The sequence below is a fragment of the Nostoc sp. NMS7 genome (assembly GCF_017115085.1).
Lineage (GTDB): Bacteria > Cyanobacteriota > Cyanobacteriia > Cyanobacteriales > Nostocaceae > Nostoc.
In genome coordinates this window covers 26,739-46,697 of the sequence record NZ_JABXKJ010000215.1, presented here as the reverse complement: position 1 = coordinate 46,697, position 19,959 = coordinate 26,739, and the positions used below count along the sequence as shown (strand labels likewise).

Genomic DNA, 19,959 nt, shown 5'->3' with positions numbered 1-19,959 from the left:
TATTCAAATACGTAATTTCCAATCTCCCGCCTGAACCATTACCCGCCATAGGTTAGAAACCTACGCCTAATAGCGAAAGTCATCTCAAAGATGACTAAAGAAAAGAAAAGTTAAAGAAATAAGGGGCTTATCGAGGCTAAGATAGTGGGATCAAAATAAGAACCGATCTATTTTGGGGAATAGAAAAACTAAGCGCTGTAGTTGCACAAATCCGGGTAGTCGGAATTAAGCCAAAGATTTGAAAAGCTAGCTACTAGATCACCAAAGTCTTTACAATTCCCTTGTTGGCTCAAAAAGTATTTCTCGACCTATGACGAATCAAGCTCCTATCCCGGTTATTGTCAACGGTGCTGCTGGTAAAATGGGACGTGAGGTGGTTAAGGCGGTGGCGCAAGCACCTGACTTAAACCTAGTAGGTGCAATTGACCACAGTCCCGAACATCAAGGTAAAGACGCTGGAGAGTTGGCGGGTTTAAGCGAACCCCTAGAAGTGCCAATTACCAATCAATTAGAACCGATGTTGGGGTATGTGGCTGGCGACAGAAAGTCTCCTCCAGGGGTGATTGTAGACTTTACGCATCCTGATTCAGTTTATGACAATATTCGGAGTGCGATCGCCTACGGGATTCGTCCCGTAGTCGGCACCACCGGGTTAAGTCCCGAACAAATTCAAGAGTTGGCAGACTTTGCCGATAAAGCTAGCACTGGTTGTCTGATTATTCCTAACTTCTCCATTGGCATGGTGCTGTTGCAACAAGCCGCAGTCATCGCCTCCAAATATTTTGACCATGTGGAAATTATCGAACTGCATCACAACCAAAAAGCTGATGCCCCTAGTGGTACTGCCATTCAAACGGCACAGTTATTAGGAGAATTGGGTAAAACTTTTAACCCGGCTCTTGTAAAAGAAACGGAGAAATTAGCAGGAGCCAGAGGCAGTATAGCAGACGAAGGGATTAGAATTCATAGCATTCGCTTGCCAGGATTGATTGCCCATCAGGAAGTTATTTTTGGCGCAGCAGGACAGATTTATACTTTACGACATGATACGAGCGATCGCGCCTGCTATATGCCAGGAGTGCTACTAGCAATTCGCAAAGTCTTAGCGCTAAAGTCGTTAGTATATGGATTAGAAAAGATACTTTAAACCAACTATTCAGCATTCATCACTCAGCACTCATGTTAGTACCACTGACTCGCCAGAAATTTGAACAAGTTGTCCCTCTAATTGCCACTGGTTTGCAGTACAAGTACTACTGGGGGAAGTTCTCAAATTTTTTGCAACGGTTGTTAATTTCTGTAGTTGCCATAGTTGCTATTTTGCTTGTAACATTCGTTTTCAAACTTGAGTTTGCTTCAATAGTATTTGTGTTTGGGGTAGTTAGCGCTTTTTTTTGGCTGTGGTATCCAGTGTTTCAAGCAAGTATGCGGAATTTGCAATGCCGCCGTTATAAGTACGGCGGCTTTTTCCGTGGTCGAGTCCTAGATTGGTGGATTACAGACCAGTTGATGGGTAAAACCGAAACAGTCAACAACAAAGGCGAATTGGTAATTATAGAAAACCGAGAAAAACAGATTAACTTAGAGGTGGGTGACGACACAGGATTTAGCATTGAATTTGTAGCACCATTACGTTCTGCCCACAAAGTTATTACACGCGGTCAAATTGCCGAAATGGTAGTGATGTCAAATCGCGCAGATTTGAGCAGTATTGAAGAATTCAGTGATATATATTTTCCCAATCGTAACCTGTGGGTCAGCGATTATCCTTATCTGCGGCGGGATTTCTTTAACGAAATCGGTCGCCGCTTGCGTGAAGACCAACAACAAAAACCCCGTCGGCGGCGTCGTACATTAGAGGATTGAAGCAGAAGTGAAGCAGGCAGCAGGATGTAATCAGTATGGGCTGGGAGCATCTCAGTGAAAGCAAATATACCAGATGAGAAAAAAGATTCTTGCTCCCTCTCCGAACTCACGGAGAGGGTTGGGGTGAGGTTTTACAAGGCTTTTTAAGAAAGTGAGATGCTCCCGTATGGGCTTCTCTTTTCTACCCTATACTTCCTACCTTCTTGCTAACGAGAACATCCCACTTTGATCAGTTTCCCTTGCAAACGATAACTCACTGGCCCACAAACAAAACTTCCTGACTTAGACTCTACATAAGTCCGCTTTGGCGGATCTTGTTTCTCTAGCCGCGATTTCCAATCATTAGATATTTTTTCTAGAGTGGGATGCTTACTTAAAAACTGTGAGTCTGCAACAATATCATGAGGACCCTTAACACTTATCTTAGAACTATTCATGTAGATATTATAATCATAAATAACATTTTTATTGTTAGTGTTAGTATTAATATCCTTGCCAGGAAAAGCATAGAGAATGTTATTTATAATTTTGACATCATCTGATGTATGAGCATATATTTGCCCACCTTTAATTTCGGGACTCTGATTATTTAAAACCGCAGTGTTATTTACAATATCAACATGCGCGCTAAAAAAGGCATGAATCCCTGAACCACCATTATTAAATGTCAGATTGTTTTTAACTAAAGTACGTCCTTTATATACACCCATTTTGGGGTTATTAGGATTTTTTGAACTATCGATAATAATGCCGTTTCCGTCTGTGATCCTTCCGACTGCAATCCAAGGGATGTACATCCGATTATTGTAGCTTTTGTTGTTGGTAATCAACATCTTATATCCCTGGTTGTTGTCAAAATTCCAATTGCTCAACATCGAAATACCACTGCAACCATAAATGCTGTACCAGGCATTATTGAACACCACGTTATTATCTATTGTCACATAATCAGCCTCCATTGCTCCGATACCTCCTCCTCCACAGTCATGCACTTTGTTGTTCAGAACACGGATGTGATGAACATGACCATTGGTTCGTCCGTCAATATTTATGCAGCTTCCGTTTGTCAGTCGGTTTGTTTTGTTAGTCTTCTGACTCATCGCATAATCAAGGGTTATATTGGCATTGTTTCCAATCACCTCCAGCCCATTTATCTCAATATATGAAGCTCCACTTGAAACCGCGATCCCGTTCCATGTATTGTGCTGAATTTTTGGGAAATGCCCAGGATATGCTTTATACTTAATCCATGCTTTTGCAGTTCCAGAACGTTTAATATTTACTACAGCCCCAGCTTGGGGTAAATTTGTGTAAACTCCGTTCATAATCAATACTGTATCGCCGGGGTTAGTCAAATCTGCTGCCTTTTGAATTGTCCTAAAGGCAGATGAGGAAGAAAGTCCACTATTTTGGTCGTTTCCAGTACCACTAACATAGTATGTTTTCGGAGTCGCATTAGTGCTGATTAGCTCGCGGCTGGATAGGGTCATTTCCTTGTTAGTGGATACCTGGAAGTTTTCAAGGAAAAATCCTTTTATCCTTTCTCCCTCAACCAAAAGACTTAACGCCACGGGAATTGCAATATATGCGCTTATACTCAAACCTTTCATTACCACAAGACTAGGCTCCTTTATAGGCACTTTTCAATAAAAATATCAGAATATTCCGGAATTTTGAATATTTTTTTGGATACAGAATACAATAAGTCCAACTTTCCTAGCTCCCTCCATTTCTATCTTGCCCATAGGCTTGCCATGCCAAGTCTACCAATCCATCAACGATCGCAGCTGCTACAACTGCATTACCTTTGCGACTGTCAATTGTAATGTGAGGCACTAAAGAATCTCGTAAGCGCTCCTTCGCTTCATCAACATTTACAAATCCCACTGGAGTTGCAATTATCAAAGCAGGTCTAATTTCCTCAGCTTCAATTAAATCCACCAGTGCTGTTAGTGCTGTTTGCGCTTGTCCTACCACAAAAATGCCCTCTGGATAACGCTTTGCTAAAGTTTCTATTCCCCATGCTGCCCGAGTTTTTTCTTTTTGGGGGCGTGTCACAGCTTCCATACTGCAATACACCGGATTAGCAAAGGTGTTTTGAATCTCGTAGGCAATACCTACTTGTACCATCGGCACATCTACCACAATCGTAGTACGCGCGGCTAGTGCTGCTGCTCCAGCTTGCAAGGCACGCTCAGAGAAACGAATTAAAGACTTATACTCAAAGTCAGCTGTAGAGTAGATTACCCGACGCACAATCTCATACTCTGCGGGTGAAAAGGCATGATTGTCAATTTCACTATCAATGATTGCTAAACTTTGAGCATCAGTTACGTGCCATTCCATTTTTGTTGAGCTTCTCAAATATTAGCTTTCAGCTTATCAGCTTCAGAGAGTTAGCAGTTAGGAGTTTTAAGTTTTTAATTAACTGATAACTCCTAACTCAGCGAGAAGTTTGAGAGGCGGCTTGGGCAACTCAAATCTTCGATACTCATAACTCATTACTGGATGAAGGCCGACTGAAAACAGGAGATAGGTAGGCAACCAAGACGCCGATGAGAAACCCAGAGATATTGCGAACTAGAGGTAACCAGTCGCTTGTGCGTGTCACCACTGGTCCAATGCCAAAGGCAATAAACAAGATTCCCCACAAAGGTGAGAAAATTAAAGCCCATTGCCAAGCGAAAACTTGTCCTTTATCGCGGGGTTGAGCTGCAAATCCACAAATCACCCCACCAATAATTGAGCTAATCAAGGTGAGAATCCATTGCTCTCGTGGCAATCCGGGGACAACATTGCAACCACCCTTGAGTAAACAGCCTTTAACCGATTCTAAGGCTTGCAGAATGGCTTGGTCTTCGCCTTGTTCGCGGACAAAGAACAAATTACCGAAGCGGGTTTGCAATTCTATCCAGAACGTCCGGGGTAAAAGTTCATAAACAGCATCGCCGACGCTAAAACTGAGGATGTTACCGCCACGAGAATCAGCAACTAGTAGAATGCTTTTGTCATCCAAACCCCAATATTTGATGACTGCCCGACCTGGGGTGCGGTCATACTGGGTCAATACTCGCAGTTTCCAGCCCGTATCGACTTCAAACTGCTCTAATTCTTTGACAAGCTTTTCTTCTTGCAACACAGGAAGAGATTTTGCTAAGTCTACAACTGGGGTAAAGGTGGCAGGGAGTAAGTCAGGATTGTCATAAGCCAGTGCTGGGGGAGAATGCATCACCCAAATTGACCCAGCCAGAAAAAATACTGCAATAGATAGCAGAATTCGTCGCCAAAAACAAGATTGCATGGACGTTTTTATACAAATATCAACGGTAGAAGTAAACAAGTTGTTTTAAAAGAGTACTGGAAAAGTGATAGTTCTTTACACTTGTTTACTTTACTCTAATCTAAGGGATCAACGCAAAGGGTTTTTGGGGAGTGGGGAGAAATCAATTCAAAATTCAAAATTCAAAATTGAACAAAAAGATTAGGAAAAATGTAGCTTTAGCTTCCCGCAGGGTGAGTTGGGGAGTGAAACAGATGAAGAGAAATAACCAATGCCCAATGCCCTAATTCAATCTTCCTCATCGAAATTGTTTTCCCAGCTAGCGACGTCGTTGTAACCGTCATTAGCCCGGTATACTTCTGCTTTAATCCGGTGATTTTCTTGCCTGAGCACTTCTCGTTCTCGCAACGTGAGTTGTGGTTTTTCATTGCTTGGGGTGCGATCGCCTGTTCGCCTTGTGGGTTTTTGGCGTGTGAAGTTTCTCCAAGCGGCTTTTGCGCCAACAAAGACGCTGCGTGTACCTACTTGCAGATTTTGAGCCTGAATTCTTGCACTATCAAGGCTTTGATCAACTTGTTTGGCGACTTGACTGGCACTTTTTATACCTTCACCGACATTATCAGTTAAGTCAGCGATTTCCAAACCAGTCACGCGGATAGCTTCTAGAGTGGGCGGTAACTCCCGCGAGAGTGTATCAAATAGCTTTTCTGCACTGCGAGCCGCGCGTGCTAACTCTTGCAAAGCCGGTATTGCCGCCACTAAAACCGCAGTCAAGCTTGTGGCAACTAAGAGTAAGGAAAATCCCAACCAAAACAGGGGATCAATCACGGTTATGTCATTTATAAGCGTTCTAATTGCTCGGGAAGAGAATCTGAGTCTTCAACAGATGTTGGCCGGTTTAAGACTTGGCTTTCCCGCTGACTGGCATCTACACCTGCTGCGATCGCCTCCCGTAATCTATCTAAAGTCTCATCCCAGTTTTGCAGTGCGATCGCAGAGAGACGATCTGCCTGGATTTGCACACTCGTTGATAAATCTTCTGCCAATTCTGGGATAGCATTGGCAGATTTTTTCAAAATTTTACGCGTTTCGCGCCCTGTGCGTGGAGCCACGAGCAAACCGGTCAAAGCACCGATGGTAGCTCCCAGCATAAAACCGCCAATAAATACTCCAGAACGGTTATTAGACATCTTGTTGTTTCTCTCCTTACACCCATTTTAGGTGGGTTTTCTCTCCTTGTAAGACTCCACCGATTTTATTCAGTTAATCTATCGTGACAAAATATCACCCATAAATGTTGCTTTTATTGATTAAATATCAAAACCATTAATTACTTATAATTCAAAACTCCCCGGATATCCCAAAGTTTTTATGCCTTTGGTAAGCCTTCTGGTGGGCTTCTAAGTCCCAAATCAGCCCTTAGACTTCTGTTTGTGTCACCACGTCCCGGTGTCCTCGCATCAGCCCTAATTATAAATATTCATGAACCTGACATAAATCATTTTGCAAAAGTTCTTTTCCCGGATGTTAGCTCTAGCCTCCGAAAATAACGCTGCCAGATTTGCCGTCCTAGCAAAAGTAGACTGAGAATTTCCCGGACTTGTTGGATTTGCATTTGTAAGGCTTGATTTTTCTGCCGTAAGTTGTAAATATTATCCTGGCTGAGATAAATATTTTCGGGTGCTTTATTCAGTGCTGCATGGGTACAACTTTCATAGGCGGTTAACCTATCTGCTATGTATGCTAGCTGCCGCTTGAGTTGCCACACTCGCCAAGCTACATAAAGTAGTATCAGCGAAATCAGGGTGTTAACGAGGATAACTAAAATTACCATTGTTTATCTTCACCAATATTATTAGCTTTCAAGAATGCTCTAAGCGTTGGCGCAGCCTCTCGTAGAGAAGCTATGCCGAAGGCTTTACGCTGCGCTAACGCCAAGGGAGAAGACTCGCTAACGCTACGCTATCACCAATCCAAAATCCAAAATTGATTGACTTGGCTTTTATTTATTCATCCAACAGTAGCTAATGGTGGTGCAGAGGTGATTATTTATGGTAATGGTTTGAAGAAAGTAAATAAATCGTAGTTGTTTTTTAAAAAACACTCTTTTAAGAAACCAAAAGGTAATTTTTCCAAAAGCTTTTCTATTTTTTCAACCGCAATCTTATCTGACAATTTCAAAGCTGGTATCAAACAAAACTTCACCTAGTTTATTGCTTCTTGAGTCAGGGAACCTAATTTTCTAATAATCATAGATTTATTCAAAGTAAAAATAGACTCACAACGAACTACGGACTCAATCCTAATACCAGCGAGCGCAATTTCCTCACCTCTTATTAAATATTGTGTTGCTGTCAAAAGACGACTAGTGTTGGAAGTACAAGGTACAAACATTACATCATCAAGGATGTCATTAAGTCTATTCGCGGAAATAATTACAGATAAACGAATTTTAAACTGTTGCAGTTGGGTAGATGGCATTGGTATACTGCACAAAACTATATCACCGCGTTGAAAGTTGATCGGTAAAGACTTCGTCATAAATGTCATTTTCAGCGCTTAACCAGTCCGTATAAGCGTGAGATTCTACCATTGTCGCAGCAGATTTTCCTTTAGACTGAAGAAAAATCGCAAAATCGAGCAAGGTAGATAATTCCTCTTCATTAAGTTGCTCTACAACACGCTTAAATTTTTCGGGAATATCCATAGCCCTTGGCGATCGCTAGCTTTTCCTTAATATAGCTTTTTTTCAGGCAGTGACAGCAATTCGCTGATGGCTTGCGTTTATCCCTTTCCGATAAAGTCAATGTTCAATCACAACCCGACGACTGGCAATAAAGAGCAGTTAGATAATCCTCTGAGCGCTATTGAAAGGCTTTACTAGGTGAAAATTAGTGTAACAAAGGCTGATGGCTAAAAAATCGCCAATTCGCCAATTTTGTCACAACCATCTGCCCACACCTGGCAAAACCACAGCTACAATTGCCTTAGATTCACGACTCGGCTTGCTCCCATCAACCCGTATGCTCAATAAGCCTCAGCATTACTACGTTCCACTCCTTAACCTGATAATCCTAGTCAATTTGCGACCTTTGTGGTATGTAAGGACAATGGCATAGCCCCTTCAACAGACGATCAGAGAACTACACTACACTCCTTACCGGAGGCTCGCCAGCATTGCCTTTATTATTGTGCTTCTACCTCTACCAGTTTTCTAGTCTGTCGCGTGAAGTTAACTAACATTTTGCCTGCAAAAACCTCACCAGTGAGTAGTTCACCAAGCAAAAATTGTTGGATGTCGGCTAGGGAAAGTGGGAAACGAGAGAGTTTATTAATTCCTTTTCCCTTAAGTTTTACAATTTTCCCAGATGAAGGCTTACCCTTGGTATTTCACTAATCCGTTACTGATAATGATTATTTTTTCAATACATCCAGTAGGAGTTGATGATGTCAAAAAAATTACCATCAACTAATTCCTTCCGAGCTATTCTTGTTGCCTTGACGATTGGATTTGTTGGGTGTGGAAATCAAGCTGCAAGAACCGCATTCACTCAGACTACCACTCAGGCAAATGAGAATCTTCCCCAAGTCGTAGCGACTACAAGCGTACTGTGTGACTTAACCAGACAGGTTGCCGGAAACACAGTTAACCTTACCTGCTTAATTTCCCCTACAGCCGACCCCCAATTTTATAAACCAAAACCGGAAGATCGTAAAGCCATTGAGCAAGCTAATCTTATTCTTTATACTGGTTACAATTTTGAACCAAATCTGATCAAATTAATTAAAGCGACTAAAAACCCTGCACCGAAAATAGCCGTTGGTCAACTGGCAGTGCCTAAGCCACTAAAATTTCAGGCAGGCGCTAAAAATGTAACTGATCCTCATCTTTGGCACAATACCAAAAATACGATCAGAATGGTGAAGGTAATTAATAGTAACCTGAGAAAATTAGAATCTAGTGATGCCGAGGCTTATAGCAGCAATACCAAAAAAATCACAAATGAACTGACTCAACTAGATAGCTGGATTAAGTCAAGAATTGTCAGTATTCCTGCCAAAGAACGTAAGTTAGTTACAACCTCTGATGCACTGAGTTATTACGCCAAAGCATACGGTCTTTTATTACCAGGGGGATTGCAAGGTATTAGTACTGGCAAAAACCTGACGGTTACACGAGTGAAAAATTTGGTGACAAATATTAAACAGGCTAAAGTCTCAACAATTTTTACTGAGGCGGCAATTAAGCCTAATTTGCTTCAATCTGTAGCAAGAGAAGCTAATGTAAAAATTTCTGAGAGGAAGTTGTATGCTGAGGGACTTGGTGAACCAGGAAGCGAGGCGGACACTTATCAGAAAATGATGATTGCCAATACACGCACAATTGTAGAAGGATTAGGAGGAACGTATTTAATGTTTGAAGCGAAAGCTGCTAAGGAATAAGAATTAAATAACATACAATTTATGTCCTTGGCTTACCTCACCCTCAATCCCTCTCCGATATATTGGAGAGGGATTGAGAGACAGGATGAAGTTTTGCATTTTATTTAATCCACGTTCCTAAGTAGTTATAACCTCAATTGAGTAATCTGATCTAGCGTTTCCTAATAAGAATGAGGTTAAGCTTAACCTCACTCCGATAAAGTTGTGCTTTCTCTCCTTTCTGGGAACTCACGGAGAGGGGTTGAGTTTATCAGCCTCTTTGTTACTTCTCCTGTCAGAGACGGGAAAATAGATCAAAGAAAATGTCAAGGCTATTTCTCGAATCTGATATCAATAACCGTTGCATTGAAGTTGTAGTTAAAACCTTCTAACTCAAACGGCATACCAATTTTCACTTTGCTGCTACCTAGAACTAGTCCACTTTCAGTACGTTTGGCTTTACCTTCTAAGGTCAAAATCATATCTGTACTAAAATTGTTGATCTTGGGATCTGGTAATTCTTTAACAGTGCCATCAGGTTGGGAAACATTGACTGTTCTAGGTAGCTGTTGAATAGATTTAATCCCAATCTCTCCATAGGGTTGATTGCGGATAATTACATCAGTTTTCCCACCTTTTTTTAAGCCATTGTTAAATAATTGCTCAGGATCACGTACATTCAAACCACGAACTACTAAGTCTACTTCTATGGGTACTATTTTCTCACCGACTTGGGCAAGACCTAAGGTAGACAAGATAGTAGACAACATCACAAATATAACTAGCAGAGTTACCAGCGCAGCACCTAAATCTAGGAGATTGATTTTGCCGAATAAACGACCTTTTGAATCTAAAATAGCCATAAAAAGTTTTCCGAGGTAATAGCGAAGTAATTGATTGTAGCAAAAAGGTTTTCGATGGGAATAGCAATTTTCCCTATTTGGTAATAACTCAAAGCGGCTGGGCGTTGCGGTTATGCGACAGTTTATCACGAGTTCGTAAGTTCGGAGTGGGGGCAGATGACTCTCAAACTTTTGGCTGTTAAGACCGACGCACCCAGAAGGTAAAATCTAGTGTTTAGATCGCTAGAGGGAATCACTAGCCCCCAAAATTCGGTAGATTTGCGTAAACATTGGTTGTATAACAATCCCTTTGATCTGGAGTTAAGTATGCAACTTAGAATGATCTAAAACCGTCTCATCATTTTATGTTCTCCGAAAATTATCTTCAGTGCAGATTATGTTGAATTGGAAAGGTTTTGTTGCAAATTACCGTGTGTGGCCGCGTCGCTGGTTATATCCTTTAATTTCGGTGGTAGTCGCCGTGAGTCTGTGTCTGAGTACACCCTTGCCTGGAAGAACTTTAGACTTCTTGCCTCTTCTACTTCAAGGATTTCAGGCATTTCAACTTTCTAATATATCCCCTAACCAAGAAGTTGATCTTGGTAAGCAGATTAATCAGGAATTAGTCGGGAGTCAAGTCCGGCTTAACCGCAATCCCGAAGTTAATCGCTATGTAACCCAAGTTGGTCGGCGTTTAGCAGCTAATAGCGATCGCCCCGATCTCCCCTATACCTTCCAAGTAGTTGAAGATAATACTATTAATGCTTTTGCTACCTTGGGTGGCTATGTATATGTCCACACGGGTTTGCTGAGAACCGCAGACAATGAAGCGCAACTGGCAAGTGTACTCGCCCATGAAATTGGTCACATTGGCGGGAAACACGTAGTCAAACAGATGCAGCAAAAAGCGCTCGAAAGTGGGCTACTAACAGCTGCTGGCTTAGACCGGAGTACGGCGGTGCAAATGGGCGTACAGTTAGCGCGAGACTTGCCACGCAGTCGTAAAAATGAATTTGAGGCTGATCAAAGAGGATTAAGAACTTTAACACGTACTGGTTATGCTCAGTCTGGGATGGTTTCCTTTATGCAAAAGCTGCTGAAAAAGGGTGGTTCTGCGCCGACATTTTTGAGTACGCACCCCGGAACCAGCGATCGCATTCATGCCCTCAGACTTGCAATTGACTCTCAACCTAGTAATGGAAATTATGGCTTGGATAATGCTAGTTATAAAGCTAATATTCGACCATTAGCGAGGTCTTGAGGGTATTGGGCATTGGTTATTCCCCTTGTCTGCCTTGTCTGCCTTGTCTGCCTTGTCTGCCTTGTCTGCCTTGTCTGCCTTATCTCCCCACTCCCCACTCCCCCTCATCTCAAATATTGCTCAATTCTTATTGCGACGATCAACTTTGATTTTGGCTGGATCAACTCTGATCACTACATCTTTTAAGGGCAGGACACGGAGATAATTCTTAAAAATGTTAACTTGATAAACTAAGTTATTCGTGACATCCAGTCCAGTTAACCACCCACTCTTGGGATGATAAGCACCAGTATCTATGTCTAGCCATCCCTGTCCTTGTGCCAATTTCCCAGGAGAAACACCCGGGAGAGTAAAGGTAATGGTGTGACCGATGATAATTTGCTTATCTGGGAAGTAGGGTTTTTCAATACTATGAAATTCCTCTCGTATCCAACACAGTTCATCGGCAGTTTGTTCTGTCACTGACTTGGAAGGGTCAACACCAGCATGAGCTAACCAAATATCCCCCAAGTCAAGATATGTAGGCAAACTCTTGAACCAATCCAGATGATCGTCAGGGATTGTGGACTGGTGGTAACTGGCTACGGTAGCTTGTCCTCCACTATACAGCCATGCTTGCATCGTTGGGGAGGAGGTTCTTTCATTGGTGAGAATGTTTAATAACATCTGCTCATGATTTCCTAGCAAACATGGGTAGTTATTTCGCTTGACAAAATTAACTACTTGTGCGCTATGAGGACCGCGATCAATTAAGTCTCCCAGAAAATAGACTTGATCCTCTGATGTGAGGGCGATCGCCGACAACAATGTCATCAAACCTTCATAGTGACCATGTACATCCCCAATTACAATTCGTCTGGGGCTAATTTCGCTCATTGTCTCTTAGCTTCAATAGTTTTGGCTAATACTTCTGCTACAGTTTAAGCTTTCTGGTTTCCGCAATGAAAGGTAAAAATACTGAACAAGTTTTATTTTAATTTAATTATTCTCTCCGAAATAAAATTATTTTATGATGGCAATGGGATAGAATGTATAGTTCTGAGTGGTAAAAGAGAAAATCAGCAAATTTAATTGACGTTGTTAGCTGCCGTAGTCTAAGTACAGCTTTGCGTAAAATCGTGGCGAATTGAGGGTTGAAATTTAAACGCATAGGCGCGGCGCGATGATCGGCAGGCGATCGCCAAGACACAGAGGATATAGAGAGAAGAAATAAATGCTTAACTCAACTGTATTGCATTTCGCAGGTGCTCCGGTGTAGCCCGCACTTCTCTACGAGACCCTTCTCTACGAGACGCTGCGCGAACGGCAAGCTCAGGGTATCGCGCTGCGCGAACGACTTGGCTCAGTGACCGCCGCAGGCATCGGAAGTGCTGTATTTTTGAAAATGATCTAAATGCTGCATTTTAGAAGCATGACAGCATCATCACTAGATATTAGGGTAGAATATTGACCACTGCGGCATAAGGCTTGGTTTGGATAATTTCAAGCTTCCAGTCTGAAGAATAATCAGGCAACTCATAGCCAACACTCTTAACATGAGTCAACATCAACTCATCTCGTTGATGCCAAACTACAAATATTCTCTCCCTGCCATCATCAAGCGTTTCTAAATCGATTTGATAAACCTCATTTACTCGCTTTAGTTTCAAGCCCAATAAATTTAACAGTCGGCTGAGTATTTTGATTGCTGAAACCTGCTCTTTCTCCCCGACTAAGTTAATACCAAGCGCTCTTTTAATATGCTTACTATGCTGAAAAACAACATTTTTAAGCAATATCAAATCTGTATGACTCTCGGCAAATTCTCGTTCTGCTTCGAGAAACTGAAGCATTCCCAACGCTCTCATCGCCTCAACTTTGAGCGTGTAAGTTTTTAAATCTGGTAGAAAAACTTTCCCTTCACCCCAAGACAATTGCTGATGCCATTCTTGCTCATCTCTAACGTGAAAATACTCGCTTTCGTGAGTTAGATAATAATGAATTAACAGTTGAGGATAATATCCGTGGTCATCCTGCAATTTCAGCCAAGGAGTAACTTCTACACCATACCTTTGTCTGAGAACATATTTATTGATTTGGTTGCGTTCTCCATCAGTTAGGGAATGCTTCACTAATAGCTGCTCATATTCTACATAATCGATATCTTGAGCATTAGCGACAGTAGTTGCTAGCAATAGTTGATTTTGCTGCTTAATATCTTTAATTTTGCGTTTAATTTCTTTAGCTTTTTGACGGCTTTGCGCCCAATCTTTTTGAACTTTGACAATTTCTAAAACTAATCTTCTGCGAGTAGCTAAATCATCAGCATCAGTTGCCAAAAAGGCCAGGCGTAAATCTCGAATAATATTATTGTGAACAGCATTACTCCGCAGCTGAATTTGATGCCCATCAGCGATCAAACCATCTTGCATCGATTGACGGTAGAGGCGGATAGAAGCATTTACGCGTGCAGATAATTTAGCCCAAGTTCGCAAATGAATCGGGTCATAAACTAAAGGTAAATCCACGTCTATTTTATGTAGTGGACTCAGCAAAGCTAAGTTTTCTTTTTGATTTTCTTGATACCAATCAGATAGCAAGCGATAATTTGTACTACCACTACCAATTAAGCCAATACCTCGTTTAGCGCACCAGACAACACGCGGAACATCATCTCTTACTCTTGCTAACGCTTGTCTTGCTTCCGAGTCAGGAATTACCCCTTGAAAAATGCCATAAACTCGGTCGAAATGCTGGACATCAATACTAATTCCTGTACCAAGACTAGGGGTAACAAAAACGCCGTCATATTCAGAGATTTTTTGATTGATAGCGGCGATAAAATCAACGGCTTCATGTCCAGGTGTGTTTGTAGTGTGACTACTAACTACTAAGGTTTTGGGAAATTGCCGTCGTAATTTCTGTAATCGCTCTTTGAGATAACGTTCAATGGTTTCACAACTGTAACGCCCAGCACGACTATCGTTAGTAACATAACATTTACGTCCAGCAAGTAAATCCAATTCCAGTTGGTGAATTAGCGGTGTAGGATTTGGGGAATCATAAAAAGTTACGTCCCAACCATGCTGAGGTTTCCACTGGTTGAGAACTACCCAAGGTGTTAATTTAATTCCTGCTAATCCCTGTAAATATTCAAGTGATACATCTGATAAATCAGCATCTTGGGCAATTACTAACCCCCCAGTTGTTAAAACTGTGGAAATTAGTTGCTGGAATAATTTTAATATTTTTACACGCTTGTGTTTACAAGTATTACTGTTTAATAGATGCCATAAAGATTGCTCTACTTCATCTAAAATTACTATTGCACCGCGCCAATTTTCCGGGTTAAGTTTCCAAATCGAATCAACACACAATCCGAGGGATTGCTGAGGAAAGAGAGGGCGGAGGATGGGAGGAGCCGGGGTAAGTGTTTTATCAATCCTTTTCTCTCCATCTTCTTTGTGTGTTCCCCATTGAATACCAATTTTTTCACACAAAAATCGCCCTAGTAGGATTCTATGAGTAATTAACAAAATGGGTTGATTTCTGCTTTTTGCTTGCTGAACAACGGTTTGGAGTGCTGTAGTTTTACCCGTTCCTTTTGCTGATTTGACTCCTACTAATCCAGAGGTGGGGAAAGGTATTTCACTTATATAAGGGCGATTCAAGGTGAGTGCAGCAGGAATGCTTAACTCGGTGTGGGGTTTGGTTTGAGCAAGATAAATTTCTAAATCAAGACTTTGACGATAAACTTTATCGAAACTACTTGCACCTTTCGCAACGATAAACTCATCAACTCCTTTTTCAACTCCTGGAAGTTCAATGACTTTAACAGTGCAATTTTTTTGCTGAAATAAACAACCAAGTTGGGAAATAGCATTATTTACAGCAGCAATTGTCTTAGGTTGAGTTTCAAAATCAAAGCAAATATAAAAGCTACGCTTTGTAATCGCAAATGCAGCTAAATCGGGAATTAGCTGACGACGAGTAACTTTGCCAAATTCATCTTTAACAACCCGATAACCACTGGTAATTCCGGGAATGGCAATAGCTGCATATCCTTGCGTCAACAGTGTGGCTGCTTTCTTCACACCCTCGCAGATAACGAGGGAAATATTCTGCTGCATCACCCATTGCCAAAAGCCTTCAGCTTCACCATCAGCAGTAATGGTGATATTGTCAGGCATGACCAGATTGTAACGTCCAGCGACTTGCTGCCACACTTGCAGCGTTACCCGCAAACAAAATACCCGCGTTGGCGTGCTGGGGGGATGCTCGTATTTGATGGACTTACCATTGTGATTTTGTCGGGGTTGGTTTGGCTTAAAGCATCCCCATTCCATCATTTGCCAATTATTCAAAGGGTCTAACCCCGAACACCACCAACCACCTTCAGTGATATGAGCATAACGCTGCAACCATCCACTTTTCACCATTCCGGCATTGGTGCGGGGGAGTAGCTCAGAAATCAATAGGTACTCATAAGCAGTTACGCCTTGGAGTGACCTAAAATTGAGTCGCACTAGGTGTAAGTCTATACCACTGCTCTTGACTAATTCTTCAAGGTGTTGGGGGTGTAAATAGTGCAGATGCATAGGGAAAGACGCTAAGGGAAAGTCAATGAGATTAAAACATTAACACGCATCTGCTTTTTTTCTATAAGAGATATTGCGAGGCTTTAATGATGCTTTTTTTACCTCGTTATCGGAGACACATCGGTTAAGACTCTAGTGGGTTATTCTGCCTATTAGATCCCCAAAGTAATAATTTTGTATTGTGATATTTGTTCGCTATTAATTTTTATTTATCAGTAAATTTAATGGTTAAGGAATGCGATCGCTATAGAAAAACACTTAAAGCGCCATAATCCACCATCTATTCATGGTGCGTTGAGTTGTCACTAACGCACCCTATAAACTTGATTAATTAGAGTGAATATTCCCACTAGTCAACTTTGGATTCGGAACCAGTCTTTAAGTAGTAGCTTGAAGCGTGTAATCTCGTCTTCACTAAGTTCACCACTATGAGCAATGACGTTCCTGAGAAAATTAAATTGACTTAATACTTGCTGCATTGCTTTCTGACTGCGTATAGTATCAGAGAAATCACTCCAATTAGCATTCAGAATTCCGATTAGCTCACCAAAGTTTGTATAGGTAAGAGGATCATCTGATCGAATAGACATTGGAGTATCACGCTCTCTTTCTTGCTTTTCAGCAACACCTATCTTAACTCTATCTGGTACTTTGTCTTCCCACCAGTTAGATCCATATTTTTCAAGTAGTCGTCCAGCAATCAAGCGACGAATTGTATTCTCAAGACTATAATAAAGCACATAGAAGTCAGCCATTCTTCTTGCCTGGACAATGATATCAGCTTCAAATAATTCTGTATCAACGACATCATCCTTTTGAAGTTTTTCAGTATGATAAATGTCAATACCAGACCTTTCAAGGCGAGCTAGCTCGGCTTCAAGCATGAGATTTTGCATACCAAAAATCTTTATAGTATCTGATAGATTAGAACTAGTCTTCATATAGAATATGCTCCTTGAGACTCTTAAAAATAGCGTTAAATACTTCAATATCGGTGGTAGCTGGAAGGTTGAGATTGATCATGTAAGAAACTCCTAAGCTTGCTTGGCGTGCTTTGCGACTATGTGGTGATTCTACGTTTTCTGGTTCGCTTTTTTTCGGTGAAACTGAAGTAGTGATAATATCTTGCTCCTCATCAAAGCTGGCAAGATTTCTCAGTTCAATAAAAGTGCTAGCTACTGTAGAAATGATCGTATCATCATCTCCAGCACCAGTTAGAGCTTTCAATTTGGCAATTAGTTTATCCTTATTCATTTTATGAGCAAATTCATTCGCTCTATAAATATCTGAATAGGCAATTCGTAGTTGCTGAGCCATTATCCTCTTTGACTGCCAAGGATCTCTATATTGACGATATACCTCTGTCGGAACATTTCCCTGATCTAAAAAACCTAGTTTTTTTAGATCAGGGAAAGCACGATGACTAGACGAACTCATTCCCAACATAGATGACATGAAGTCTTGGGTAAATTTTGTTGGAACAGCAGCTTCCTTTATTTTCGAGAAGAGTGTTGGGATAGATCCGTAAGCATTAACATACGGCAGATAGTTAAGTGAATTGCGAGATTTTTTCTCAACTCCGTTAGGTTTTTCTCGATTAACTTCAGTAGCATTAGCACTGTTGTTACTATTGAAGCCTGGAATTTCTGGTGTTGGGGTAACTGCCTCGTTTGTCATGCTGTTGTATCCTCAGCGATGTAAAACATCAAACTTGTAAAATTCAATATTTAAATATTATGTTAAACGTACAGTAAAGAGCTAATATTTCTTGATACTGGACTTCAATCAGTTTGAATGGTTAAAAGTAAAGCCTAGAGAGCATTCCTGATTTTTCTACGAAAAGAGGCTAATACTTTGTTGTATTTTGATTATCAAAGACAATCCGTGAATATATGATGCATCGTTATGCCACCACACCTGCTTTTGAGCGTTTGATGTTACTAATTGCTACTTTTGTCCTACATCCAGGGATAGGCTGCGCTGACTCAGTTTTCTCAAGCTCAGAGGAAAGTCATGATGCATTGCCATCTGTACTGAGTCAGTGTCAGAAAGTAGCCCAAGAACTGGGAATCAAGATGCCGCCCTACTCAGTTCATACGCTTCGTAAAGATCTAAGCACGCTTCGCCATTTTGGTTTGCTAGAAAAGCCGATATATCGATGGGGATATTATTTAGGTACTGGAGCATTGAACCGTGAAGAGTTACAAGTAGCCCTCAATGCTCTCCAATCTCAAGCGGAGTATCAGCAAGATCCTCAGATTAGCCAGATTTATCAAAGATTGAAACGACGATTACGGGGACTACGCCCGCAAAGTGACTTGTTTTATCCGGTACGAGCTTACATTGCCCACTCTATTGTCTACACCAATGCTGAAGAAATGATGTCCCAAAGTAAATACCGGGAAACTTTGTTTGAGAAGATAGAGGCATTAGAATCAGCAATTATAAAAGGACAAGCAATCGAAGTCTTTCGTTGTCGTAACCCCTACAAAAATGGAAATACCAAATACCTGAAAATTTACCCTCTACAACTTATCTATGTAAATATTGCTTGGTATCTACTGCATGAGGATTACAAAAGTGGACAGTTGGGAGTATCGAGACTTGATCGTTTTAGTGACCATTTCAAGATATTATCTAGTACAGGTCGAAGTTCAAATCTTCAAGTGAAGAGTCTACAAGTAGCACATCATCTCTTGAAAGCTGGTTGGGGACTTAAGTTGGGAACAGAAGAAGAGCAGAAATTAGAAAGATGCGGGCAATCAGCCTTTATAGAGGTGACCGTCCGTTTTTTCCCAGAAGTGATGGAATTTATTCTGGAGGGTGACAAACGCCATCTAAAGCAAGAAATTCGAGAGGGACCAAAACAAGATGGGAAACCTGCTTATGTCGATTACATAGTTAAATTGCCTGAGCGATCACTTGATGAGTTTTGCCGTTGGGTTTATGGATTCATGGGTAATGCCGAGTTTAAGTCCCCTCCAAAACTGGTTGAACAGCATCAAAAAGCAGCTCGTGACTTACTCGCTCGTTATAACTCCAACAATTTAGGTTGACAATTTTTTAGCTGAACAAAATGCCATTTTAGGCTTATCCAGTGGTCAGCCAGTCCTCTCTAGCTCCGCAACTACCAGGTTGATTAATAATTATAGGATGAAAAAGAAAATTGAGGAGTAAAAAATATACCTAACTCTTACCCTCTCAAATGCTAACAGCCAGCTACTAGTTACGCCCCGACAGCTTCCTTTGCGGTGTACAACACCTCAGCATTGATTTGCTTGAAACCGCGATCGCAATTAATTTTCTTGGTGCTGCACTAGATTTATATTATGTTACGTGAAATCATTGCAGAATAGCACGTAAAACTTCTAAATTTTTTCGTGGACTATCATTTAAGCATAGATATAGGACTAGTATTTGATTTTTGAAATGCACGTAGTGGACCTTCTAGGCTAAAATAGTGGATTACACGTAGGTTGGGTGGAGCGGAGCGCAACCCAACTGATTATCAGGATGTTGGGTTACGCAAAGCCTCCACCCAACCTACAATTTTTTTGCAACATTAAAGCCATGACAGTCTAAGCTAATTGTCATTCATTTTTCCCCAATAATTCCTTTGTAGTAAGGGCTTCAGCCCTACTTTTATGCAACTTAAATGCTCATTAGCTTACTACAAGACTACCGAGATTTTTTCAGAAATCAAATATGATT

General features: G+C 41.2%; 20 protein-coding genes. 6 read left to right on the top strand and 14 right to left on the bottom strand.

From position 1 onward, the window contains the following. Window positions 1–310 precede the first annotated feature (310 nt). Both dapB and HWQ38_RS25820 read left to right on the top strand, forming a co-directional pair. Entirely contained in the window at window positions 311–1,147 is an 837-nt protein-coding gene (gene dapB, locus HWQ38_RS25825; RefSeq protein WP_292799259.1) for a 4-hydroxy-tetrahydrodipicolinate reductase, read from the top strand. Between the two features lie 32 nt (window positions 1,148–1,179). Continuing rightward, complete coding sequence (locus HWQ38_RS25820; RefSeq protein ID WP_292799257.1) at window positions 1,180–1,866, top strand: phosphate ABC transporter permease; 687 nt, start codon at window positions 1,180–1,182, stop codon at window positions 1,864–1,866. Window positions 1,867–2,072: 206 nt separating this feature from the next. Here the strand turns inward: HWQ38_RS25820 and HWQ38_RS25815 are convergent, their stop codons facing one another. The 8 genes from HWQ38_RS25815 to HWQ38_RS25780 form a co-directional block, all read right to left on the bottom strand. Continuing rightward, complete coding sequence (locus HWQ38_RS25815) at window positions 2,073–3,476, bottom strand: right-handed parallel beta-helix repeat-containing protein (protein ID WP_292799371.1); 1,404 nt, start codon at window positions 3,474–3,476, stop codon at window positions 2,073–2,075. 106 nt (window positions 3,477–3,582) lie between these two features. After that, a complete protein-coding gene (locus HWQ38_RS25810) occupies window positions 3,583–4,212 on the bottom strand; it encodes a precorrin-8X methylmutase (RefSeq protein WP_292799255.1) in 630 nt (209 codons plus the stop codon). Window positions 4,213–4,357: 145 nt separating this feature from the next. Then, a complete protein-coding gene (locus HWQ38_RS25805; RefSeq protein WP_292799253.1) occupies window positions 4,358–5,167 on the bottom strand; it encodes a TPM domain-containing protein in 810 nt (269 codons plus the stop codon). Window positions 5,168–5,434: 267 nt separating this feature from the next. Continuing rightward, window positions 5,435–5,974 (bottom strand): DUF948 domain-containing protein, encoded by a 540-nt coding sequence (locus tag HWQ38_RS25800; RefSeq protein ID WP_292799251.1) that lies wholly within the window; start codon window positions 5,972–5,974, stop codon window positions 5,435–5,437. Between the two features lie 11 nt (window positions 5,975–5,985). Then, entirely contained in the window at window positions 5,986–6,336 is a 351-nt protein-coding gene (locus HWQ38_RS25795; protein ID WP_292799249.1) for a YtxH domain-containing protein, read from the bottom strand. Window positions 6,337–6,644: 308 nt separating this feature from the next. Beyond that, window positions 6,645–6,980: a hypothetical protein gene (locus tag HWQ38_RS25790; RefSeq protein ID WP_292799247.1), complete on the bottom strand. Its 336-nt coding sequence runs from the start codon at window positions 6,978–6,980 to the stop codon at window positions 6,645–6,647. 371 nt (window positions 6,981–7,351) lie between these two features. After that, a complete protein-coding gene (locus HWQ38_RS25785) occupies window positions 7,352–7,687 on the bottom strand; it encodes a type II toxin-antitoxin system PemK/MazF family toxin (protein ID WP_292799245.1) in 336 nt (111 codons plus the stop codon). After that, complete coding sequence (locus HWQ38_RS25780) at window positions 7,650–7,853, bottom strand: hypothetical protein (protein WP_292799243.1); 204 nt, start codon at window positions 7,851–7,853, stop codon at window positions 7,650–7,652. Before HWQ38_RS25780 ends, HWQ38_RS25785 begins: the two co-directional genes overlap by 38 nt. Window positions 7,854–8,055: 202 nt before the next feature. Between HWQ38_RS25780 and HWQ38_RS25775 the strand changes: the two genes are divergently transcribed. Then, a complete protein-coding gene (locus HWQ38_RS25775; RefSeq protein ID WP_292799241.1) occupies window positions 8,056–8,265 on the top strand; it encodes a hypothetical protein in 210 nt (69 codons plus the stop codon). 328 nt (window positions 8,266–8,593) lie between these two features. Further along, on the top strand, window positions 8,594–9,589 hold the full coding sequence (locus HWQ38_RS25770; protein ID WP_292799239.1) for a zinc ABC transporter substrate-binding protein: 996 nt from the start codon (window positions 8,594–8,596) through the stop codon (window positions 9,587–9,589). Window positions 9,590–9,900: 311 nt separating this feature from the next. On the opposite strand, the gene HWQ38_RS25765 is transcribed toward HWQ38_RS25770, so the two are convergent. Continuing rightward, window positions 9,901–10,431 (bottom strand): DUF4330 domain-containing protein, encoded by a 531-nt coding sequence (locus tag HWQ38_RS25765; protein WP_292799237.1) that lies wholly within the window; start codon window positions 10,429–10,431, stop codon window positions 9,901–9,903. Window positions 10,432–10,807: 376 nt separating this feature from the next. On the opposite strand from HWQ38_RS25765, the gene HWQ38_RS25760 reads away from it, so the two are divergent. Further along, window positions 10,808–11,671, top strand: a complete 864-nt coding sequence (locus tag HWQ38_RS25760; protein WP_292799235.1) for a M48 family metallopeptidase — start codon at window positions 10,808–10,810, stop codon at window positions 11,669–11,671. Here the strand turns inward: HWQ38_RS25760 and HWQ38_RS25755 are convergent. The 5 genes from HWQ38_RS25755 to HWQ38_RS25735 form a co-directional block, all read right to left on the bottom strand. Continuing rightward, window positions 11,657–11,779, bottom strand: coding sequence for a hypothetical protein (locus HWQ38_RS25755; protein WP_292799233.1), 123 nt, complete (start codon window positions 11,777–11,779; stop codon window positions 11,657–11,659). The two genes, HWQ38_RS25760 and HWQ38_RS25755, sit on opposite strands and share 15 nt — an antisense overlap. A 12-nt stretch (window positions 11,780–11,791) precedes the next feature. Beyond that, window positions 11,792–12,547: a metallophosphoesterase family protein gene (locus HWQ38_RS25750; protein ID WP_292799231.1), complete on the bottom strand. Its 756-nt coding sequence runs from the start codon at window positions 12,545–12,547 to the stop codon at window positions 11,792–11,794. 557 nt (window positions 12,548–13,104) lie between these two features. Further along, window positions 13,105–16,248 (bottom strand): plasmid replication protein, CyRepA1 family, encoded by a 3,144-nt coding sequence (locus tag HWQ38_RS25745; protein WP_292799229.1) that lies wholly within the window; start codon window positions 16,246–16,248, stop codon window positions 13,105–13,107. Between the two features lie 353 nt (window positions 16,249–16,601). Beyond that, a complete protein-coding gene (locus tag HWQ38_RS25740; protein ID WP_292799227.1) occupies window positions 16,602–17,189 on the bottom strand; it encodes a Swt1 family HEPN domain-containing protein in 588 nt (195 codons plus the stop codon). Then, window positions 17,179–17,925 carry a DUF5343 domain-containing protein gene (locus tag HWQ38_RS25735; protein WP_292799225.1) on the bottom strand — a complete coding sequence of 249 codons (747 nt, stop codon included), beginning with the start codon at window positions 17,923–17,925 and terminating at the stop codon, window positions 17,179–17,181. Before HWQ38_RS25735 ends, HWQ38_RS25740 begins: the two co-directional genes overlap by 11 nt. A gap of 215 nt (window positions 17,926–18,140) precedes the next feature. On the opposite strand from HWQ38_RS25735, the gene HWQ38_RS25730 reads away from it, so the two are divergent. After that, the gene (locus HWQ38_RS25730; protein ID WP_292799223.1) at window positions 18,141–19,304 is read left to right on the top strand and encodes a WYL domain-containing protein; all 1,164 of its coding nucleotides are present in this window, start codon (window positions 18,141–18,143) and stop codon (window positions 19,302–19,304) included. Window positions 19,305–19,959 lie beyond the last annotated feature (655 nt).

Bases quoted from the DNA above. Each gene is read 5' to 3' on its own strand.
- dapB (WP_292799259.1), top strand. From the start codon at position 311: ATGACGAATCAAGCTCCTATCCCGGTTATTGTCAACGGTGCTGCTGGT.
- HWQ38_RS25820 (WP_292799257.1), top strand. From the start codon at position 1,180: ATGTTAGTACCACTGACTCGCCAGAAATTTGAACAAGTTGTCCCTCTA.
- HWQ38_RS25815 (WP_292799371.1), bottom strand. From the start codon at position 3,476: ATGAAAGGTTTGAGTATAAGCGCATATATTGCAATTCCCGTGGCGTTA.
- HWQ38_RS25810 (WP_292799255.1), bottom strand. From the start codon at position 4,212: ATGGAATGGCACGTAACTGATGCTCAAAGTTTAGCAATCATTGATAGT.
- HWQ38_RS25805 (WP_292799253.1), bottom strand. From the start codon at position 5,167: ATGCAATCTTGTTTTTGGCGACGAATTCTGCTATCTATTGCAGTATTT.
- HWQ38_RS25795 (WP_292799249.1), bottom strand. From the start codon at position 6,336: ATGTCTAATAACCGTTCTGGAGTATTTATTGGCGGTTTTATGCTGGGA.
- HWQ38_RS25790 (WP_292799247.1), bottom strand. From the start codon at position 6,980: ATGGTAATTTTAGTTATCCTCGTTAACACCCTGATTTCGCTGATACTA.
- HWQ38_RS25785 (WP_292799245.1), bottom strand. From the start codon at position 7,687: ATGACGAAGTCTTTACCGATCAACTTTCAACGCGGTGATATAGTTTTG.
- HWQ38_RS25780 (WP_292799243.1), bottom strand. From the start codon at position 7,853: ATGGATATTCCCGAAAAATTTAAGCGTGTTGTAGAGCAACTTAATGAA.
- HWQ38_RS25775 (WP_292799241.1), top strand. From the start codon at position 8,056: ATGGCTAAAAAATCGCCAATTCGCCAATTTTGTCACAACCATCTGCCC.
- HWQ38_RS25770 (WP_292799239.1), top strand. From the start codon at position 8,594: ATGTCAAAAAAATTACCATCAACTAATTCCTTCCGAGCTATTCTTGTT.
- HWQ38_RS25765 (WP_292799237.1), bottom strand. From the start codon at position 10,431: ATGGCTATTTTAGATTCAAAAGGTCGTTTATTCGGCAAAATCAATCTC.
- HWQ38_RS25760 (WP_292799235.1), top strand. From the start codon at position 10,808: ATGTTGAATTGGAAAGGTTTTGTTGCAAATTACCGTGTGTGGCCGCGT.
- HWQ38_RS25755 (WP_292799233.1), bottom strand. From the start codon at position 11,779: ATGAGGGGGAGTGGGGAGTGGGGAGATAAGGCAGACAAGGCAGACAAG.
- HWQ38_RS25750 (WP_292799231.1), bottom strand. From the start codon at position 12,547: ATGAGCGAAATTAGCCCCAGACGAATTGTAATTGGGGATGTACATGGT.
- HWQ38_RS25745 (WP_292799229.1), bottom strand. From the start codon at position 16,248: ATGCATCTGCACTATTTACACCCCCAACACCTTGAAGAATTAGTCAAG.
- HWQ38_RS25740 (WP_292799227.1), bottom strand. From the start codon at position 17,189: ATGAAGACTAGTTCTAATCTATCAGATACTATAAAGATTTTTGGTATG.
- HWQ38_RS25735 (WP_292799225.1), bottom strand. From the start codon at position 17,925: ATGACAAACGAGGCAGTTACCCCAACACCAGAAATTCCAGGCTTCAAT.
- HWQ38_RS25730 (WP_292799223.1), top strand. From the start codon at position 18,141: ATGATGCATCGTTATGCCACCACACCTGCTTTTGAGCGTTTGATGTTA.